This window comes from Streptomyces sp. NPDC058678 (assembly GCF_042714835.1).
Lineage (GTDB): Bacteria > Actinomycetota > Actinomycetes > Streptomycetales > Streptomycetaceae > Streptomyces.
The window spans coordinates 276,131-295,015 of record NZ_JBHXSG010000003.1 but is presented as its reverse complement, the minus strand read 5'-3'; the positions used below and the strand labels follow the sequence as shown (position 1 = coordinate 295,015).

General features: G+C 74.3%; 11 protein-coding genes. 1 reads left to right on the top strand and 10 read right to left on the bottom strand.

All coding sequences use genetic code 11. The features are described from left to right. Window positions 1–2: 2 nt before the first annotated feature. The 3 genes from ACFWWR_RS05655 to ACFWWR_RS05645 form a co-directional block, all read right to left on the bottom strand. Window positions 3–3,065: an FtsX-like permease family protein gene (locus tag ACFWWR_RS05655; RefSeq protein WP_384302122.1), complete on the bottom strand. Its 3,063-nt coding sequence runs from the start codon at window positions 3,063–3,065 to the stop codon at window positions 3–5. Between the two features lie 13 nt (window positions 3,066–3,078). After that, window positions 3,079–6,327: an FtsX-like permease family protein gene (locus ACFWWR_RS05650; RefSeq protein WP_383874429.1), complete on the bottom strand. Its 3,249-nt coding sequence runs from the start codon at window positions 6,325–6,327 to the stop codon at window positions 3,079–3,081. 165 nt (window positions 6,328–6,492) lie between these two features. Continuing rightward, complete coding sequence (locus tag ACFWWR_RS05645; RefSeq protein WP_383874427.1) at window positions 6,493–6,906, bottom strand: globin; 414 nt, start codon at window positions 6,904–6,906, stop codon at window positions 6,493–6,495. Between the two features lie 68 nt (window positions 6,907–6,974). Here ACFWWR_RS05645 and ACFWWR_RS05640 point away from each other — a divergent pair, with 68 nt between their 5' ends. Next, the gene (locus tag ACFWWR_RS05640) at window positions 6,975–7,958 is read left to right on the top strand and encodes a methyltransferase domain-containing protein (RefSeq protein WP_384302098.1); all 984 of its coding nucleotides are present in this window, start codon (window positions 6,975–6,977) and stop codon (window positions 7,956–7,958) included. A gap of 59 nt (window positions 7,959–8,017) precedes the next feature. Here ACFWWR_RS05640 and ACFWWR_RS05635 read toward each other — a convergent pair whose 3' ends face one another. From ACFWWR_RS05635 to ACFWWR_RS05605, 7 genes are all read right to left on the bottom strand, one after another. Beyond that, window positions 8,018–9,418 carry an FHA domain-containing protein gene (locus ACFWWR_RS05635; RefSeq protein WP_384302096.1) on the bottom strand — a complete coding sequence of 467 codons (1,401 nt, stop codon included), beginning with the start codon at window positions 9,416–9,418 and terminating at the stop codon, window positions 8,018–8,020. Between the two features lie 48 nt (window positions 9,419–9,466). Continuing rightward, on the bottom strand, window positions 9,467–10,816 hold the full coding sequence (locus ACFWWR_RS05630) for a VWA domain-containing protein (RefSeq protein ID WP_383874422.1): 1,350 nt from the start codon (window positions 10,814–10,816) through the stop codon (window positions 9,467–9,469). A 97-nt stretch (window positions 10,817–10,913) separates the two neighbouring features. Continuing rightward, complete coding sequence (locus ACFWWR_RS05625; RefSeq protein WP_383874420.1) at window positions 10,914–12,185, bottom strand: PP2C family serine/threonine-protein phosphatase; 1,272 nt, start codon at window positions 12,183–12,185, stop codon at window positions 10,914–10,916. Next, a complete protein-coding gene (locus ACFWWR_RS05620; RefSeq protein WP_383874418.1) occupies window positions 12,186–14,732 on the bottom strand; it encodes a tetratricopeptide repeat protein in 2,547 nt (848 codons plus the stop codon). A gap of 25 nt (window positions 14,733–14,757) precedes the next feature. Next, complete coding sequence (locus tag ACFWWR_RS05615; RefSeq protein ID WP_383874417.1) at window positions 14,758–16,089, bottom strand: hypothetical protein; 1,332 nt, start codon at window positions 16,087–16,089, stop codon at window positions 14,758–14,760. Window positions 16,090–16,175: 86 nt separating this feature from the next. Further along, entirely contained in the window at window positions 16,176–17,249 is a 1,074-nt protein-coding gene (locus ACFWWR_RS05610) for a glutamate ABC transporter substrate-binding protein (RefSeq protein WP_384302094.1), read from the bottom strand. A gap of 14 nt (window positions 17,250–17,263) precedes the next feature. Next, window positions 17,264–18,691: a hypothetical protein gene (locus ACFWWR_RS05605; RefSeq protein WP_384302092.1), complete on the bottom strand. Its 1,428-nt coding sequence runs from the start codon at window positions 18,689–18,691 to the stop codon at window positions 17,264–17,266. Window positions 18,692–18,885 lie beyond the last annotated feature (194 nt).

The window sequence follows — 18,885 nt, the reverse complement described above, 5'->3', positions numbered from 1 at the left end:
GGTCAACGCGCATCCCCCGCCCTCAACTCCCGCACCGATCCCCGCCGCCCCGACCACCACGCCTGCCCCACCGCCACGCCCACCGCCAACAGCAGCACCGCAAGCGCCGGCACGGTCAACGACAGGGCGTCCGTGTGGAGTTCGGCCTTGCCCGGAGGGGACTGCGTCGAGGCCAGGGCGATGGTCGTCAGGTCGATGCCCGGGGAGAGGAGGCGGATGGCGGCCCAGCCCGTGAGGGTGCCGCCGAGGGCTGCCAGTACGGCCTGGGGGAGGGACTCCAGGACGAGGAGGCGGCGGCCCTGGGCGCGGGTGAGGCCCATGGTGCGGAGGCGGGCCAGCAGGGCGGTGCGTTCGGGGGCGGCGCGCAGGAGGGCGAGGAGGAGGGCCAGGACCGCGTAGCCGGCGCCGGCCGCCACGGCGGCGGTGTAGACGCGTTCGGCGCCGGACTGGAGGGGGGAGTCGACGAACCGGGCGCGTTCCTCGGACCGTAGCCGGACGGTCGTCGACTCGCCCGCCGCCCGGCGCAGCGCCCCGGCGTCCAGGTGGTCGCCGGTCATCAGCAGGGCCGTCGGGCGGGCGGCGGTGCCGCTGAGTCCGGCGCGGTCGACGACCAGGAAGTGGGCGCCGGAGACCGCCGGGGTGCCGTCCCGGACGAGGGCGATCCGGACGGTGACCGTGCTGCCGTCCTCCATTCGGACCGGGAAGGGGCGGGTGCCGTACGCAGCGGCGGTGGCGGGGGAGGCCAGCGCGGGCAGGGGCGCCGCGTCGCCTGCGGCTGCTGAGCCCGCCTTCCTGTCGCCGGTGGCGCCGGCCCCCAACGTCCCGGCGCCTGCGGCAGCCGAACCCGCCTTCGCGTCGCCGGCGGCACCTGCCTCCGGCGTTGCATCACGTGCGGCAGTCGAAGCCGCCTCCCCGCCCCCGGTGGCACCCGCTCCCGCCTCCCCGCCCCCGGTGGCACCCGCCTCCGGCGTTGCATCACCTGCGGCAGTCGAAGCCGTCTTCGCGCCCCCGGTGGCACCCGCTCCCGCCTCCCCGCCCCCGGTGGCACCCGCCCCCGGCGTTGCATCACCTGCGGCACCCGCCCCCGCCTCCCCGCCCCCGGCGGTCAACTCCCCCTCCCCGAACGCCCCGATACCCGTCCGTGCCGCCAGCGACGCGTAGTCCCCGGGATCCACGCCCACCACCGGTACCGTCACCCGACCGTCGTCCGGCTTCGCCTGGTACGTGATGCTCGCCTCCGCCAGCCCGGCCACGCCCGGGGTCCGGCGGATCCGGTCGGGCAGGGTGGCCGGCAGGGGGCCGGTCGTCTCGATGCGGGCGTCGGCGCCGACGGTGAGCAGGGCCGCGTGGTCGCGGGCCTCGCGCACCCCGGCGAGGACCGAGCCGCCGAAGGCCGCGGTGGTCAGGGCGGTCAGCAGGGCGAGGAGGGGCAGTGTCGCGGAGGCGGAGGTGCGGCCGGCGCGGGCCAGCGAGAGGTGGCCCACCGCGCCCCGCAGCCGGCCGGCCGGCCGGGCCAGCGCCCGCAGCGGGAGCGGATGGAGCCGGACCAGGACCAGCGCCGCGATCACGCCGATCAACACCGGGGCGAGCGCCACCAGTTGGTCCCCGGCGGAACCCGACGTGCCGCGTCGGCGCAGGCTCTCGACCGCGCCGGCCGCGAGGACCACCAGCGTGAGCTCGGCGACCGTACGGCGTCGGGACGGACGTACGGACGTCACGTCCTCGCGGCCCCCGTGGACGCGTACCGTCCGGTGTGCGGCGGCGGCCCGCAGGGGCAGGGCCGCGCAGGCGAGGGCGGTGACCGCCGCCGCTGCCAGGACGGCGGACAGGGCGCGGGGGGCGGGGAGCGCGAGCAGCGCGGCCGTGAGGCCGAGGGCGCCCGCGGGGAGGGCGGTCACCGCGGTCTCGGCGAGCAGTCGGCCGGTCACGCCCCGCAGGGAGGCGCCGCGGGCGCGCAGGAGGGCGAGTTCGGTGCGGCGGCGGTCGGCGGCGAGGCCGCCCGCCATCAGCAGGACGACGGCGGCGACCGTGCCGGTGCCGAACGCGGCGACGGCCACGAGCGGGTCGACGCCCTCGCGCAGCCGGGCGTAGGAGGCGAGTACCTCGTCGAGGTCGGTGCTCACGTCGGTGACACCGTCGGTGTACTCGTCCGCGAGGTCGCCGATCGCCGTGCGCACCTTCTGCAGTGCCGGGCCGGACTCGAGGGAGGCGACCGCGGATCGCAGCCGGTCCACGTCGTACGCGTGCAGGGAGTCGTCGGAAGGTGTCAACTGCCAGTAGCGCCAAGGGTTTCCCGGGGTTCCCAGGATCGCCGGGGCCGCCTCGGGGGCGAGCAGGAGGGCACCGAGCCAGTACCGGTCCGCGTCCGAGGACGGGCCGGGCAGGCGGACGAGGGTGGGGGTGCGCAGGAGGGGCTGGGCCGACCAGTAGGCACCGGACGGGTCGCGCGGGGTGACGATCGCGGTGACGCGGACGGCGAGGGGACCGCGTTCCACACCGGGTACGTGGATCACCGAACCGGCTTTGATGCGCAGGCTCCTGGCGGTCTCGACGGTGACCGCGGCCTCCACCTCGGCCGTCGCTGCGGTCACTCGGCCGGTCGCGAGCGGGAGGCGTCCGGTCCGCAGGTGCGCGTGGTCGGCGAGGCCCGCCTGGGCGACGAGGGACACCTGCGCGGGCAGCCCGGTCGGCCTCGGCAGCCAGGGGTCCGACGTCTCCAGGTCGGTCCTCGTCCGCACGCCGTACGCCGACTGGCCGCGGTCGACGGTGAGCGGCCCGGGGACGAGGGCGCGGACCTGGCCGTACTGCCGGGCCAGGGTGTCGGGACGCAGGGCGTCCTCCCGCTGTGTCTGCGGCAGCAGCAGGTCCGGGGGCGGGGCGGCGATCTGCACACCGCTCCGCTCCGGCCCGGCCTGCTCGACGGCCCGGTGCAGACCGGCGTCACCGTACCGGTCGACGGCCAGGGGGAACGCGGCGGCCAAGGACGCGGTCAGCGCCACCAGCAGCGCGAGCGCCCACGCGGCGCCGGGGGCGGTCCGCAGCCTGGTACGCACCCATGGCGCCATGGTCGAACTCACGTCACTCGCCCCCCTGTTCCCGCAACGAGGTGACCGGATCCGCCCGCCGCAGCGCCAGCACCCCCGTGACCAGCGCCGGAGGCAGCGCCACCGCCGCCAGCAGTACGGCGACCCCGCCGACCGGCAGTTCGACGAGCACCTCGGGCACCGGCCGGGCGGCCTCGGAGGTCAGCACGATCAGCGGGACCACGGCCCGGGTCAGGATTGTGCCCAGGGCCGTGCCCACCAGCAGCGCCAGCGCCACCAGCACCCCCTGCTCGACGGCGACCGCGCGGGCCAGCCTCCGGCGTGGGGCGCCCAGCGCGCGCAGTACCGCGAACTCGGCGCCGCGCTCCCGCAGGGAACCCGTCGCGCTCACCGCGAACCCGACCGCGGCCAGCGCCGCCGCCACCCCGGCCGCAGCGGCGAACGCGGCCTCGGGGCCCGCGCCGAACGGGTCGTCGCGCAACTGCTCGGCGATCTCGTCCCGCACCACCACCTGCGCCGGATCCGTGTCGGGCCGCGCCCGCAGCGCCGCCGCGACCTCACCCGCCCGGCCCGGCGCGGTCCGCAGCCACCACTCGGTGGGCGTGACGCTCTGCGCGTACCGCGCCTCCAGGACCCGGTTCACCGAGCGGAGATCGACCAGCAGCGCCCCTCCGGTCGACTCCTCGGTGGTCGGCAGCGCCCGCACCGCGCGCACGATCCGCACCGGCACGGTCCCGCCGCCGAACGCCAGGTCCACGCTCTGCCCGGTGCGGGCGCCCGCGGAGGTGAGGAAACGGTCGGTCGCGACGGCCGTGACAGCGGGCGGCGGGGGCTGTGCGACCCGGAGCCGCAGCGTCAACGACGAGAGGACCCAGGTGTATTCGCGGGGGACGTATCCCGTGCCGTAGTCGACCGTCGGCCGTCCCGACGGCGTGCTCAGGCGCGGCTCGGTCGGCTTCGTACGCTCGTCCGGGCCCGCCGCCTCCGCGTCGCTGACCGACCCGGCCTTCCAGGCGGTGGGCAGCGGCAGCCGCCGTACCGTCCCCTCGGGGTCGACGGCGGTCAACTCGTCCAGCGCGAACCGGTGTCGCTCGGCGCGGTCGACCGGCTGCGGCATGACCAGTTCCACGCCGGTGAGCGTGAGCGGACCCGACGGGACGTCCAGGTCGAGTGTGTGCCGGCGGCCGTCGGAGGGGAGTTCCCCTGCCGGGATCCGGTACGGGGTGCCGTAGCGGTCCTGGACGGTGGCGGTGACGTCCGCCGTCGTGCCCGGTCCGGCCGAGCTGCGCAGGGTCGCGGTCACCCGCAGCCGGTCGGTGCCCGCGGGGACCCTCGCGCCCGCCGACGTCCCCTTCGGGCCCAGCCCGGCCAGCAGCGGCCGTACCGGCTCGGACGTCAGGTCGGGGCGCAGCAGGAGGGCGTCCGCCGCGTGCGCGGTGTCGAGCGCCAGCACGGTCGCGGTCCGGTTGCCGGAGAGCGACAGCTCGGTGCGTACGGCGGGGGCGGCCTGACGTACGCGGGGTACGGCCGCGTACTCGTCGGTGCGGCCGAGGCCGCCGTCCCCGGCGGCGAGGATCCGCACCGACGTACCGGCGCGGAAGTCCGCCTGGTCGTTCTGCGAGCGGTCCCAGGAGGCGCCCTGTCCGATCGCCAGCATGCCCAGCGCGACGGCGAGGACCAGCAGCAGCACCGGGCCCGCCCCGCGCATCGGGCGCCGGGCGATCTGCCAGCCCGCCAGCGCCGCGGTCAGCCCGCGCCCGCCGGCCGCCCGGCGTTCGGCGAGCCGCGCCACCGGCGGCAGCAGCCGCAACGTCACGACCGTTCCGGCCAGCAGCGCGAGCGCCGGCGCCGCCACCAGCAGCGGGTCGATGCCGAGCGTGCCGGTGCCGTCGCCGGTCACGGCACCGGTGGTCCGGCGGCTCAGCTGCCAGTACGCCACCGCGGCCACCGCCAGCAGCCCGAGGTCGGCGCCCGCGCGGATCGCGGAGGGCAGCGCACGCGCCCGCCCGACGGCGAAGGACGAGGTCAGCGCGGGCAGCGTCACCGCGAGCGCGCAGCCCAGTGCCACGCCCGCCGCCACCAGCCACACCCCCGCGCGCCCCCCGGCCGGCACCTCCAGATGCAGCCCGATCCGGGCCAGCGGCCCCTGCCCGGCCAGCAGCCGGGTCAGCGGCCCGGCGAGCAGCGGCGCGCAGACCACCGCGGGGACGGCCAGCAGCAGCGCCTCCAGGGCGGTGAGGCCCGCGACGCGGCGGCGGGAGGCGCCGCGGGCCAGCAACAGCCGGGTCTCGCCCGTGCGTTCGGTGCTCAGCAGCCGTGCCACCAGCAGCAGGGCGCAGGCGGCGAGCAGCACCAGCTGGAGGGCGACGATCAGGAGCGTGGAGCGGGACACGAGCAGCGAGCGGTCGAGACGGTCGAGGACGTCGGGCAGGTCGGTGGAGGCGGCGGTGCTGCCGCTGAGCACCGGCTGCTCGCGCATCGCCGCACCCTCGGCGCGGGCCGCCTCGCGCAGGGCGTCGATCCGTCCGGTCGTCAGCGTCGAGAAGTCGGCCGACGCCAGCCAGGCCGACGGCCCGGCGCTGACCGTCTCCCGGGTCAGCACGCCGGGATCGGCGAGCAGCGGACCGTACGTCGTGAAGTCGACCTGCTTGATCCCGCGTCCACCGAGGTCGTCCAGTTTCCAGTACGGCGCGTCCGCCCGGGCGGGCCGGTAGAGGCCGGTGACCGTGACGCGTACGTCCGGGCCGTCCAGCCGGTCGGCGACGGTGAGGCGGGCGCCGGGTTCGAGGCCGAGACGGCGGGCGGCGAACTGCGGGAGGGCCACCTCGACGTCACCGGCACGCGGGTCTGGCAGCCGTCCGGCGACGAGCCGCACCTGCGTGCGGTCCAAGGCCGCGAAGAAGGTCAGATCCGGGTCCCCGGACCGCTCGGCGGGCGGTTGCAGGGAGCGGGGGAGGGCGTACGGGCCCGACCGCAGCAGGGTCCGCACCGTCACCGGCAGGCCGTCGAAGGTCTTGCGGGCCGCGTCCCGTACGGCGGTGTCGGCGGCCGTGCGCCGGTCGGCCGGCACGTCGGCCTTGACGATCAGTGCGGTGTCGACGGCGTTGCCGGGGTCCCGTAAGGAATGGCGCAGGGCCGCGTCGCCGATCGCGCCCGAGTAGGCGGCGAGGGTCGCCAGGACGGCCGTGGTCAGCAGGACGGTCAGCAGCGCGGCGGCGAGCAGCAGCCGGTGCGCCCGGGCACGCAGGATGACGAATCTCGCGGCCCCGCCCCACCCCGTCACCCGGCCCCCCGCCGTGCTCCGTCGTTCCCCCGCCGTCGTCCTGATCTCCGGGCGATGTTGTCAGAGGGGACGGCCCGTGGGTAAGCGCTTGTGGGGCGGGCTTGACCGGATTGTGACCGGAATCCGGGGTCGTGCGACCGGAATCCGAGCCTCAACCGCCCTTGTTCAGTCGGCGGTGTTCACCATCGAAGCGGCCGCGTACGTCAGGTAGTTCCACAGCGTGTGCTCGTGTTCCTCGGACAGGCCGAGCTCGTCGACGGCGTCCCGCATGTGCTTCAGCCAGGCGTCGTGCGCCGCCCGGTCGACGGTGAAGGGAGCATGACGCATCCGCAGGCGCGGATGGCCGCGGTTGTCGCTGTACGTCGTCGGGCCGCCCCAGTACTGGATCAGGAACAGCACCAGGCGTTCCTCGGCCGGGCCCAGGTCCTCCTCGGGGTACATGGGCCGCAGGATCGGGTCCTCGGCGACTCCCTCGTAGAAACGGTGGACGAGGCGGCGGAAGGTCTCCTCCCCGCCGACCTGCTCGTAGAAGGTCTGCTCCTGAAGCGTGCCGCGCCGAATCTCTTTCACGTCGTCCATGGTCTCAGACGGGTGGACCGAGGACTCAAGGCTTAGGCCCGACCCGGCCCAGGGTGCACAGTGGACGTATGGGAGCGCACGCTCTGGACAAGAAACTGAACGACCTCGCCGCTTCCGCGCGAGCGGCGCTGGTGCGTGAGATCGACGAGAGCGGGGCGTGGGACGCCGACCCGGTGTGGCGGGAGGCGTTCCAGGCGGTGCCGCGGCATCTGTTCGTGCCGTACTACTACGTCGGCGTCGTGGGCGGCTACGAGCGCCGCTGGGGCGAGAGCCCCGACCTGCGCACCCGCGAACGCTGGCTGCGCGGCGTCTACGCCGATGTCCCGCTGGCCACCCGACTGCGCGACGGCGAACTGGTCTCCTCCAGCAGCCAGCCCTCGCTGATGGCGATGATGCTGGCCGACCTGAGGGTGGCGGACGGCGACCGGGTCCTGGAGATCGGCGCGGGCACGGGGTACAACGCCGCCCTGCTCGCCCATCGCCTCGGCGACGACAACCTCGTCACCACCGTCGACCTGGAACCGGAGATCACCGAGGCGGCCCGGCAGCACCTGGCCGTCGCCGGCTACCACCCCGTCGTCGTGACCGGCGACGGGGCGCGTGGGGTGCCCGAACGCGCCCCCTTCGACCGGATCATCGCGACCTGCACACTGCAGTCGATCCCGCCCGCCTGGCTGCCCCAGTGCCGCCCCGGCGCCCGCATCCTGACCCCGCTCGCGACCGGTCTGGTCGCGCTGACGGCGACGGAGGCCGGGCAGGCCGAGGGGCGCTTCCTGCACACACCCGCCTACTTCGTGCCGCTGCGCGGCGGCGGGCCCGAGCCGGAGCAGGCCCCGCTGGGCGGAGTGCCGCGCCCGGCCAGGGACCACGAACTGTTCCGGTTCCTGCTCGCCCTGACCCGCGGCAGCCTCGACCCGCAGGAGGCGTACGCGCTGTGGGAGCGCGAGGGACAGCCGCGCCGCGAGCGCTACGGCATCACGGTCAGCGGGGACCGCGAGTGGGCGTGGCTGGACGACCCGGAGGGGCCGTACGCGTGGCCCCTCCTGGCCTGAGAACCCGGCCGGCTCGCCTCGGGCCCCGGCCATGAGGAACCCGGCCGGCCTGAAGGAACCTATCCGCGCCGGATCGTGATCGTGGTCCACGCGCCGACGTGCACCCGGTCCCCGTCCTGCAACGGCACCGGCACGAAGGGCTGGATCGGCTCCTCCGAGCCGTTGACCGTCGTGCCGTTCGTCGAGTTCTGGTCGACGACCGCCCAGGAGCCGTCCGGCTGCTGGACCAGCACCGCGTGCTGGTGCGAGACGCCCGGGTCCTCCGGCGGCACCGCCAGGTCGATGTCGGGGGTGTCGCCGGTGGAGTGCCGGCGGCGGCCGATGGTGATCTGGTTGCCGGTGAGGGCGCGCTGCTGCTCGGGCGAGTACGCGGGCAGGTTGAGGCCCGCCGCCTCGGGGCCCGAGCGCTGCATCATCGCCATGAAGTAGTCGCGGTCCGGACCGATGGTCGCCGTCCAGGCCGACGGCTGCTGCGGGTAGCCGGGGCCGGGAGCGGGCGGCGCCTGGGTCGCGCCGGGCTGCGGATAGCCGTAGCCACCGCCGGGGCCGCCCTGACCGGGGCCGCCCTGACCGCCGGACGACGGCGGGGGGAGCACCCAGTCGTCGCCACCGCCGCCGAAGGACGGACCGCCCTGCTGCTGCCGGTTCGGGTCCTGCGGGTAGCCGGGACCGGGCCGGCCCTGCTGACCGGGCTGCTGGAACGCCTGGGGAGCCTGGGGTGCGCCGGGGCCGCCGTGCGGGGTCGGCCCGGGGGGCGGCGGAACCGGCCGCGACGGGTCGGCACCGAAAGGCCCGGGACCGCCGGGACCGCCAGGGCCCCCAGGTCCGCCGGGACCATGGGGCCCGCCGGGCTGCGGATAGCCGTAGCCGCCTTGTCCACCCGGACCACCGGGGCCACCAGGACCGCCGTAGCCGCCGGGACCGCCCGGACCGCCGGGGCCCTGACCCTGACCGGGACCGGGGCCCTGACCCTGGCCGGGGCCCTGACCGGGACCACCCGGTCCACCCGGGCCGTTGCCGTACGGCGGGCCCGGCGGGATGGGTTCGGCCGGCCGGTTCATCTGTGAGGGGCGCGAGCCCTGGTAGTCGTACGCGTCACCGCCGCCGTACGACGGACCCGGAGGCTGCTGGAAGCGCGCTGCCGGGTTGGGGCCGGGCCCCTGCGGTGCGGCGGGGGTGTACGAAGTCGCCGTGTTGGTCAGGAAGTTCCACCGGCACTCCTCGCAGAACGGCGCACCGCCCTCACGGGGCGTGCGGCACTGCGGGCACAGCTCCGGCTCGGGCGCACGGCCGCCGGGCGGACCCGGCTGGGTGCCCGGGCCCTGCGGCGGCGGGAAGCCGTAGCCCCCGCCCGGGGGCGGCGGCGGAGGGGGCGGAGGCACGGCACCCGCCATGCGGTGACCGCAGACCTCGCACCAGTCGTCGGAACCCGACTGGTGTCCGTTCGGGCAGGTCGGCATGTCGGCGCGTCCCCCTCTCCTTCTGTGTCCTACTAGGGTTTTACTAGGTCACTTCTTTACACGAACAGTCTTTGTCGACCGGGTTTCGAGAGTCATCTCGTCGGCCTCAGCGACCTTCGTCTTCAGTCGCACAGTACCTGTCGCGGCATCGACGACGTCCACCACCTTCGCAAGCAGTTTCGCAGTATCGGCGTTCCCGGAGGCACTCGCGAGCTGAACGGCCCTGCCCAGTTTGGCCGTAGCTCCGTCGAAGTCTCCCGATTTGCGCAGATCGAGGCCTTGTTGGATGGCCTGTGCCAGTTCGGCCTGGCCGGTGTAATGGGCGACCTGGGGGTTGATCGACGTGGACGCGACCATGTCCTCGGTCCACACGGCCCGCACGAGACCCTGCGCGCCCACCAGCGGCTGGGTGCTGCCGTCGGGCTGCGGGACGACCAGGGAGACGCGGGCGGCCAGCATCTCCTGGCCGATGTTCGCGGCCGGGACCTCGACACAGACGTGGTAGTCACGGGACTCGTCCCCCCAGGAACCGGTGGGGTAGTCCCCGGCGCGCGGGCCGGACTCGGTGCGGCGGTCGGTCAGTTGCTCGACGGTGGGAGCGACCTGCTTGACGAACTTCACGGTGGTGCCGACCGGCGTCCACAGGCGCAGGGCGACGTCCGCGACCTCCTTGCCCATGGCCGTCTCCATCATCCGCGTGAAGTCGGCGGCCAGGCCCGCCGGGTCGGCGACGATGTCGGCGGTGCCGAGCAGCGCGGAGGCGATTCCTGTGACTTCTTTCACTTCCCAGTCGGTGCCCACTCCGCGCGCGTCACAGGTGAAGCGGCCGGCGCAGGCGTCCAGGGAGGCCTTCAGGTCCTCGTGCGACTCGTGTTCGTTGCGGCCGTCGGTGAGCAGGATCCCGTGGCGGATGACGACGTCCTCGGAGGACAGCAGCCGGTCGGCGAGACGCAGCCAGGTGCCGATGGCCGTACCGCCGCCGGCGCTGAGCCTGCGCAGCGCCTGTTTGGCCTGGTCGCGGGTGGTGGCGTCGGCGACCGCGAGCCGCCCGGCGCCGGGATACACCTCCTTGGCCACGTGCGTGCCGCCGATCACCGCGAAGTGCACGCCGTCGCGCAGGGTGTCGATGGCGGCGGCCGTGGCGTCCCGGGCGTTGCGCATCTTGGTCGCCGGGTAGTCCATCGAGCCCGAACAGTCGACCATGATCGCCACGGCCGCGGACGGGCCCTCGCCGGGCGAGTACAGGTGGGGCGCCGCGACGGCCCTGCCCATCGTGCCGCCGCCGCTCGAGGTCACCGTGACGATCGCGTTGACCTCGCCGGCGCCCTCCGGCAGGAACTCGTTCTGGTACACGTCCACCGAGAACTGCGGCACGTTCGACTTGAAGAAATTGGCCATGCCTACTCACATCCCCCTCGAATCCCGCCGAGGCGGGCGACGACTGTGGACGGACCGGTCCCCTCCGGCCCGCCCGAAACTTCCCCGCGTGCGGCCCTCAGGCCGATCCTGCCCCCTGCGGCGGGGCCGGGAACGGCACGACGGCCACTGTTACGTTGTCGTGGCCCCCGCCGTCCAGGGCGTGGCCGACCAGGACGCGGGCGCTGTGCAGAGGGCGCACGGCGGCGTCCACCGGCAGGACCTCGGCCATCTCCTCGGCCGCCTCCGCGTAGTTCCACAGACCGTCGGTGCACACCACCACCACACCGGGCCGGTCGGGCTTGAAGGAAGCGGTGTGCGGCTCCAGTTCGTAGGCGTCCGCGCCGAGCCAGCCGGTGATCGCGTGGGCACGCTCGTCGGCGTACGCCTCCGCCTCGTTCATCAGGCCCGCGGCGACCATCTGCGCGGCCCACGAGTCGTCCTCGGTGAGCCGGGCCGGGGGAGCGCTGCGGTCCACCGGCACCCAGTAGGCGCGACTGTCGCCGACCCAGCCGACGACCAGCAGCCCGGACGTCACCACCGCGCCGACGAGGGTGCAGGCGGGGGCGTTCTGGTGCGGGGCGTGCTCGCGGGCCGTGGCGGGCTCCTCGGCCAGCGCGTTGACCGCCTGCGAGGCGGCGATGATCGCGTCGTGCATGGCCTGCTGCGGGTGCGTGCCGTGCGGCAGCGCGGCCAGCAGGGTCTCGGTCGCCGCACGGGACGCGGCCAGCGAGGCGTCGTCGGGGCGGGTCGCCGAGGACACGCCGTCGCAGACGATCGCCACGACCGCGGCCGAGCCGTCGGGCAGCGCGGCGCAGCCGAGGCCGAACGCGTCCTCGTTGCGGTGGTGCCGCAGACCGCGGTCGCTCACGGCGGCCACCGGGCCGATGTCCTGTTCCATGTGGTCGCGCTCCCGAGGCTGGGCGTGCCCGCAGTTCTCGCAGTAGCCGTCGCTGTCGACCCGGCCCGCCCGGCACGCCACGCACACCTTGACGCCCTCGGGCGGGGTGGGCACGTCGGCGGTCACGCGCGGGTCCGGTGCCTGCAGGGGGTACTCGTCGGGCTCCGGCGCCCGGTCGAACCGTACCCCCGAGGCGGGGGAGATCGGGGAGCCGGTGAACGGCGGCTGCGGTGAGCCCGCGAGCGGCGACTGCGGCGGCACGGCGGGTGCGCCGACCGGCGGGGGCGGCGTGCCGCCGTTCATGGCGATGGTCGGGTGGTCGCCCGGCGGCGCCGGTACGGCGGACAGGTCGTATCCGCACGCACCGCAGAAGCGGTCACCCGACTCGAGGGGCTCCTCGCAGCTCGGACACCTCGACAGGGCGGTCTGCTGGGGCATCTGCGACATCAACTACACCCATGTCCGGGGGCGGTAACGGTTGGCACGTTCCACCAGGTCGATCCTCTCCTCGCCGCCCGACGCCAGCCGGGCCAGCGTGCGGTACGAACGCTCCAGGCCGAAGCGCAGACCCCGCTCGTCCAGGCCACTGCCGAGCAGTACCCGCCCCCCGGCGGCAGGGGGAGGGGCGGAACCCTGGCCACCGGAGAGTATCCAGTCCAGCGCACAGCCGAAGACCTCCGCGGACAACTGCTCACGCCGCGCCGGGTCCAGACCGTACGCCTCCAGGGCCTCGACCTGTCCGGCGGCCGCCGTCAGATCGTCCAGGAAGAGTACGTCGGAAGCGACCGCGGTGCGCTGCCGCAGCCGTGCCCGTACGGCCGCCACGCGTGCGGCCGTGTAGTGGATGGACGACTCCGGAACCGACTCCAGCGTCCGCACGGCCCCCTGCCGGTCGCCGGTGGCGAGCTGGACGCGGGCCAGGCCGAAGGCGGCGCTCACATAGCTGGGGTCGGTCGACCACACGAGGCGGTAGTACTCGGCGGCGTTGTCGAGCTGCCCGAGGACCTCCGCGCACAGGCCGAGGGCCAGCTTGGGGGCGATCTCGCCGGGGAACGCGTCGTAGATCGCGTCGAAACCGAGCGCGGCGGCCTCGTGGTCGCCGGCCACGAGCGCCGCGACGCTCCGGTACCAGACGACCCGCCAGTCGTCGGGCCGCTCCTTCTCCAGGTCCAGCAGCGCCTGGTGCGCGGTGTGCGCGTCGCCGTTCTCCAGCCAGGCCCGGATCTGCCGCAGCCGCGTCTCGGTCGACCGGGCCGGAGCGGCGGCGATCGCCCCCAGCAGCTCGGCCGGCGCGGTGGTCATCAGACCGGCGAGGAACCCGGCGTTGGGGTCGGACGGATCGACGTGCGGCACCGGCAGGCCGAGCGCGCCGGCGGCGGCGTCGACCGGCTTGACCAGGCCGGGAGCAACGGCCGCTGCGCTGCCGGCGGGAAGGGGCGGGGCGGCGGCGGGCAGCAGGGAGGCTGCGGAGGAACGCCGCCGCCGGGTGGGCACGGCCCGTGCCCCCAGCCGCGACACCTCGCCGTCCAGCTTCGGGAACAACTCCGCGTCGGTGACCCGCACTTCGGGCCCGAACAGCGTCGACAGGGCCGGGCGGGCCCGCCCCGACTGCAGCGAGACGACCTCGCGCAGGACGCCCGTCAGCTGTTCCGCCATCTCCTGCGCGGAGGCGAACCGGCGGGCCGGATCCGGGTCGGTGGCGCGGACCAGCAGCCGGTAGAAGGACTCGTACTGGCGGAAGACCTCGATGTTGTCGGGGTCCGGGAGGGAGTCCACGAAGACGTTCGTGTAGCCCTGGAAGTCGAAGGTGAGGACGGCGAGGGTGCGGGCGACCGTGTAGAGGTCGGACGCCACGGACGGGCCGACCTCCGCGACCTCGGGCGCCTGGTAGCCCACCGTGCCGTAGATGGCCGACTCGTCGTCGTCCATCCTGCGCACCGCGCCCATGTCGATCAGCTTGAGCTGGTCCTCGGTCTGGATCGCGTTGTCGACCTTGAAGTCGCAGTACAGCAGGTTGCGGCTGTGCAGGTGCCCGAGGGCCTCCAGGGCCTCGATGCCGTACGCGCACGCCTGCTCCACCGGCAGCGGGTCCCGCTTGCCCTGGGGCGTGCGGCGGGCGTTGGCGATCTCCTTGAGGGACTTGCCGCCGACGTACTCCATGACGATGTACCCGTCCAGCGATCCCGTCCGCTGGTCGAGGTGCTCGACGAAGTTGTAGATCCGCACGATGTTGGCGTGCTCGATCTCCGCGAGGAAGCGCCGCTCGGAGATCGCGGCCTCCATCGCGTCCTGGTCGCCGGTGTCGAGCAGGCCCTTGAGGACCACCCAGCGGTCGGAGACCGCGCGGTCCACGGCGAGGTAGACCCAGCCGAGCCCGCCGTGCGCCAGACAGCCCGCGACCTCGTACTGGCCGTGCACGACGTCGGCGGCCTTCAGCTTCGGGACGAAGGAGTACGGGTGGCCGCACTTCGTGCAGAAGCCCTCCGTGCGCCCCGGCCGCTCACCGCGCGAGCGACCCACCGGCGCCCCGCAGTCGGAACGCGAGCAGAACCGCTTGCGCTCGGGCACCTCCGGGTTGTCCAGGACCATCGCGCGCGGGTCGGGCCGCGGCACGCCCGGCACCTCGACCAGGCCCGCGCCCAGCCGGCCCCGGGAGGACGACCCGGTGCCGGAGCCGGAGCTGCGCACCGACACCGAGCGGCCCGTGGACCGGCCGGACACCGAGCGCGACAGCCGGCCCGACACCGAGCGCCGTGACTTCGCCGACTGCGACGACGTACGGGAACTGCGGCTGCTGGAGCGGGAACTGCCGCTGCCGGAGGAGCCCCTGGAGCCCCGGCCGCCGGCGGTGATCCCGGTGGGCGGCGAGCCGACCATGCCGGTCTTGGAGACGACCGGGGCGAGACCGCACGTGTCGCAGTACAGCTCACCGCCGCCGACGTCCTCGTACGCCCCCTCGCAGCCGGGCCGCTGGCAGGGCTGTTGTGCCTGACTCATGACGACGCCGTCCCCCTTCTGTCGCTCATGCTCCGGGCCCTCCACGGTCCTGTGGCCCGCCCGGCTCCGGCACCCGCGGGGCGGCGAGCAGTTCGGCCGCCGCGTGCTGGTAGCGCAGCACGGCCTGTTCGGCGACGCGCAGGTCGCAGGGCGCGCTCCACAGCATGCGGCGGGCCGCGTCGTACCGCTCCACGAGGAGGGAGTCCTCCGCGAGGCCGTGCCGGGCGACCTTCGCCTTGTACGCGTCGAGGCGGCCGCGCAGCTCCGCGCGGACCGCCAGGGGCTGGGTGACCGCGGTCAACGACTCGCGGGCGCGCAGCAGTTCGTCCTCCGCCTTCTGCTCCAGGGACTCCAGGAGCGGTGAGAGGCGGTGCCACTGGGCGTGTCTGCGGTACTCGGCGGCCGTCGCCAGCTGCTCCTGCAGCACGGTCGGCGGGCCGCTGACCACCGGCACCTCCGTCGCGGCGATCTTCGCGAGGACCTCACCGCGCGCGAGGCGGGCCTCGGCGAGGGTGCGGTCCGCGCGCGAGAGGACGTCCCGCAGCTTGACCAGCCGGGCCTCCGCGTCCTGCCGGACCGTCAGCACGGCGTCGATCTCCCGCCGTACGTCCTCCAGGGCGCGCGCCTCACGGTCGTACACCGTGGTGTCGGGCTTGCCGCCGCCGGGTGCCGAACTGCCCGGCGTCGGGACCCAGTACGCCAGCGGGTCGGACACGACCTGCTCGCGCAGTGTCGTCAGCGTGCGCGTGATGCGCTCCAGGTCGTCGCCCGCGTGATGCTCACCGGGGCGTACGCCGACGGAGTGCGCGAGCCGGAGGGTGCGCTGGAGCTCGGCGGCCAGGAGATCGATACGCGCGGGCAGCGCCGACCAGACGGCGTCGGCGGCGACGACCATGTCCAGCGAGGTCGCGTACAGCTCGTTCATCCGGTCCACGAGCGTGACCAGCGAGAACCGTTCGCTGAGCTTGCTCGGACCGCCGTGCAGGGTCGGCGCGTTGGCCGTCGCCGTGGCGGATCCGGCGACCGTGACGGACTCGCCGCGCAGCAGCTCGGTCAGCTCCAACAGGTCCTCCCGGCTGGACCAGCGGCGCCGGGCGCGGATGTCACGGGCGGAGCGCAACGCGTCGGTGTAGGAATCGAAGTACGCCCACAGCAGGGTGATCGACGCCTCCGCGGCCTGCCAGCGCTCCTTGGTCACGCCGGTGAGCTCGGCGCCTTCGAGGAGCCTGCGGCCCGCGTGGTCCTGCAGGGCGAGGAGCGAGGTCTCGATGGCTTCGTGCTCCGCGCCGAGCCGCGCCAGCGCACGGTCCACCTCGTCCCGGTCCATCACCGGCCCGGCGGGGTCCGTGACGCCCATCGATCACCTCTCGCTGCGTCGTGTTTCGGGTCAGTCGTCTGAAGGGTCCGTAGGAGTGGGCTGTCGATGACCGCGGCCGATGTGCGTCAGCTCTTGCGCAGGTACTGCGGTGCGGGCGGTTCCGACGTCGAGGAGTCCTTCCCCAGTGTCGCCGAAAGCCACCTGTCGTACGACGCCTGCCAGCCGTTCGCGGTGTCCTTGCGGTAGTCCACCAGAACCTGGTTGACCCGGCGTACCAGATCGTCGGCGCTCTTCTCCATCGCCACGCCGTAGTACTCGGTGGTGAAGGGCTCGCCCTTCAGCATGACCGTCGGGTCCTGCGCGGCCTGGCTCGCGGCGAGCGCGCCGTCGGTCACCACGGCGTCCACCTCGCCGAGTTGGAGCCGCACCAGGCAGTCGAGCTGGTTGGGAACCGTGGTCCTCAGGTCGGCGGAGGCGACGAGGTCGCCCGCCTGCTTGTCGTTGACCAGCTTGGTGTTGGCGGTGGAGCCCTTCGCCGTGCAGATCCGCTGCCCGGCGAGCGAGCCGTCGTACCCGGTGATCTTCGAGGACTTGGGGGCCAGCACCTGCTGACCGGTCTTGAAGTAGGGCGCGGAGAAGGCGACATCCTTCAGTCGGTTGCAGTTGATCGTCATCGTACGGACGACCATGTCGACCCGGCCGTCCTTGATCGCCGGGATCCGCTGGTCGGTGGGGATCGCCTTGAACTGGACCGCGTTCGGGTCACCGAGTATGTCCTGGGCGATGCGGTGGACCAGGTCGATGTCGAAGCCCTCGAGGGCCGCGTCCTGGCCGCTGTTGGGGTCGCGGTAGCCCCAGCGGTAGCTGTTCTGGTCGACGCCGACGATCAGCTTGCGCTTCTCGCCCGTGCGCTTCTTGATCTCCTCGATGGTGCTGCCGTCCGCGGTCGACGGGGACAGCGTCTGCTTCTCGGGGGCCTTCGCCATCTCGGCCGTGGTGCAGCCCCCTTCGGCGCGGGCCTGGCTGCCGTACGCGAGGCCCGCGCCGCCCGTGCCCGTGCTGCCGTCGCCGTGCGACTCGATCAGCGGCAGCAGCATCACGAACGTCACCGCCAGGGCGCAGACGACCGCCATCGCGCCCACACCGCCCCAGCCCCTCAGGCCGGTCCTCAGCCGTCGCCCTCGCGTCAACCGCCGCATCGTCACGCCCCCTCTCACCGGTACTCCGACAGCCTGCGGCCGATGCCGAGCACCGCGCCGGCCGCGCCCAGGACCGCGAGGACGGCCGCCCCCACCGTCAGCCCGGTCATCGCGTCCACGCCGTCACCGGCCGCCTGCTCGAACTCGACGTTCTCGTGTGCGATCGCCTTCGCGAGGTTCGCGTCGACGCTGTCGAAGCACTCGCCGGTCGCGCCCTTGGCGCCGATCACCCGGTCCAGCGCCGCCTGGTAGTTGCCGTTCTCGTCCTCGGCGCGGGCCGCGGTGTGGCGCTTCTTCCACTCGGTCATGTTGCCGACGGCCGCGGTGACCGGCTGCTCGCCCGTCTTGTCGTCGGCGAGCTTCTCGGCCGCGGCGAGGCGCTTGGCGAGGGTGTTCATCTCCCCGCCGAAGTCGTGGTCGTAGGCGTCGTAGGTCTTGCCGCCCACCTCGACCGTCTCGGCGCCGCGGGCCACCAGGGTCAGGTTCTCGCTGCCGCGGGCCTTCAGGGAGGCGATGCGGGCGTCGTGCAGGACGTTCAGCGAGCGGACGCCGTGGTCGTAGGAGTCGTCGAGGGCCGCGCGGGCGACGCTGTGGCCGACGACCAGCCAGAGCAGGACCACCGTGGAGGTGGCGGTGGCGGCGACCAGGCCGTGGTTCAGGACGCGGTTGGTGCGCCGGTAGCTGCGGTGCTGGGCCCCGCCGAGCGCGGCGAGCGCGAGGACGCCGAGGCCGATCGCCGCCCAGGGGTAGGGCGTGGCGTCGGAGTAGTCGGCGCGCAGGCGCTCGTTCTCCTTCTTGTACAGATCCTCGGCCGCCGGGAGCATCTGCCCCTGCATCTTCTCGTTGGCGTACCGCAGATAGGCGCCGCCGACCGGGAAGCCCTGGCGGTTGTACGTCCGCGCCCGCTCGACCAGGCCCTTGTACTCCGGCAGCAGCCGGTTCAGCTTGGTCACCGTCGCCGCGGCCGGTGAGTCGGGGTCGGAGTTGGCGGCGGCCTGGACCAGCCCCTCGGCGGCGGCGTCGATGTCCTTCTCGTACGTGTCGCGAGAGGCGGCCGTCTCCTGGCCGCCGGCCAGGAAGCCGCTGGAGGCGGCGGTGTTGGCGTCGGCGAGCGAGCGGTAGATGTCGGCCGCCGCCGAGCTGAGCGGCTGGCTCTTGTTCAGCACGTCGTCGGCGGCGGTCGACCGGTCGGCCATCTGCCAGGCGGTGACGGCACCGAACGTGACGACGAGCAGGGCCAGGACGGCGCCGATGATGCGCAGCCGGCCGGGCTCGGTGGTGGCGGCGGCCCGCAGCTGGTCGACGCCCTCCGCGAAGGCGGTACGGCGGGGCTGCTCGGGCGGGGCGGAAGGAACGGGTCGGCCCGGACTTCCGGTCCGGGCGGGGTCGCCGTGGCGCACCGACGGCACCGGCCCGCCCGGCTGCGGCGGAACCGCCGGCATCGTGGGCACACCGGAGCCCGGTGGTGGCGCCGCGCTGCTTTTCGGCGGGTGTGTCACTGTTGACCTCCCCCATGGTCATCCGTCGCGGCAAGTATCGCTGCCGGGACCGACATCCGCATCGGCCTTGGCTGGATCTTGATCGGATCGCAGCGTGGGCCTCCGGCGGTGCGACCGCTTCCCCGCACCACCCCCTG

Bases quoted from the DNA above. Each gene is read 5' to 3' on its own strand.
- ACFWWR_RS05655 (WP_384302122.1), bottom strand. From the start codon at position 3,065: ATGGCGCCATGGGTGCGTACCAGGCTGCGGACCGCCCCCGGCGCCGCG.
- ACFWWR_RS05645 (WP_383874427.1), bottom strand. From the start codon at position 6,906: ATGGACGACGTGAAAGAGATTCGGCGCGGCACGCTTCAGGAGCAGACC.
- ACFWWR_RS05640 (WP_384302098.1), top strand. From the start codon at position 6,975: ATGGGAGCGCACGCTCTGGACAAGAAACTGAACGACCTCGCCGCTTCC.
- ACFWWR_RS05635 (WP_384302096.1), bottom strand. From the start codon at position 9,418: ATGCCGACCTGCCCGAACGGACACCAGTCGGGTTCCGACGACTGGTGC.
- ACFWWR_RS05630 (WP_383874422.1), bottom strand. From the start codon at position 10,816: ATGGCCAATTTCTTCAAGTCGAACGTGCCGCAGTTCTCGGTGGACGTG.
- ACFWWR_RS05620 (WP_383874418.1), bottom strand. From the start codon at position 14,732: ATGAGTCAGGCACAACAGCCCTGCCAGCGGCCCGGCTGCGAGGGGGCG.
- ACFWWR_RS05615 (WP_383874417.1), bottom strand. From the start codon at position 16,089: ATGGGCGTCACGGACCCCGCCGGGCCGGTGATGGACCGGGACGAGGTG.
- ACFWWR_RS05610 (WP_384302094.1), bottom strand. From the start codon at position 17,249: ATGCGGCGGTTGACGCGAGGGCGACGGCTGAGGACCGGCCTGAGGGGC.
- ACFWWR_RS05605 (WP_384302092.1), bottom strand. From the start codon at position 18,691: ATGCCGGCGGTTCCGCCGCAGCCGGGCGGGCCGGTGCCGTCGGTGCGC.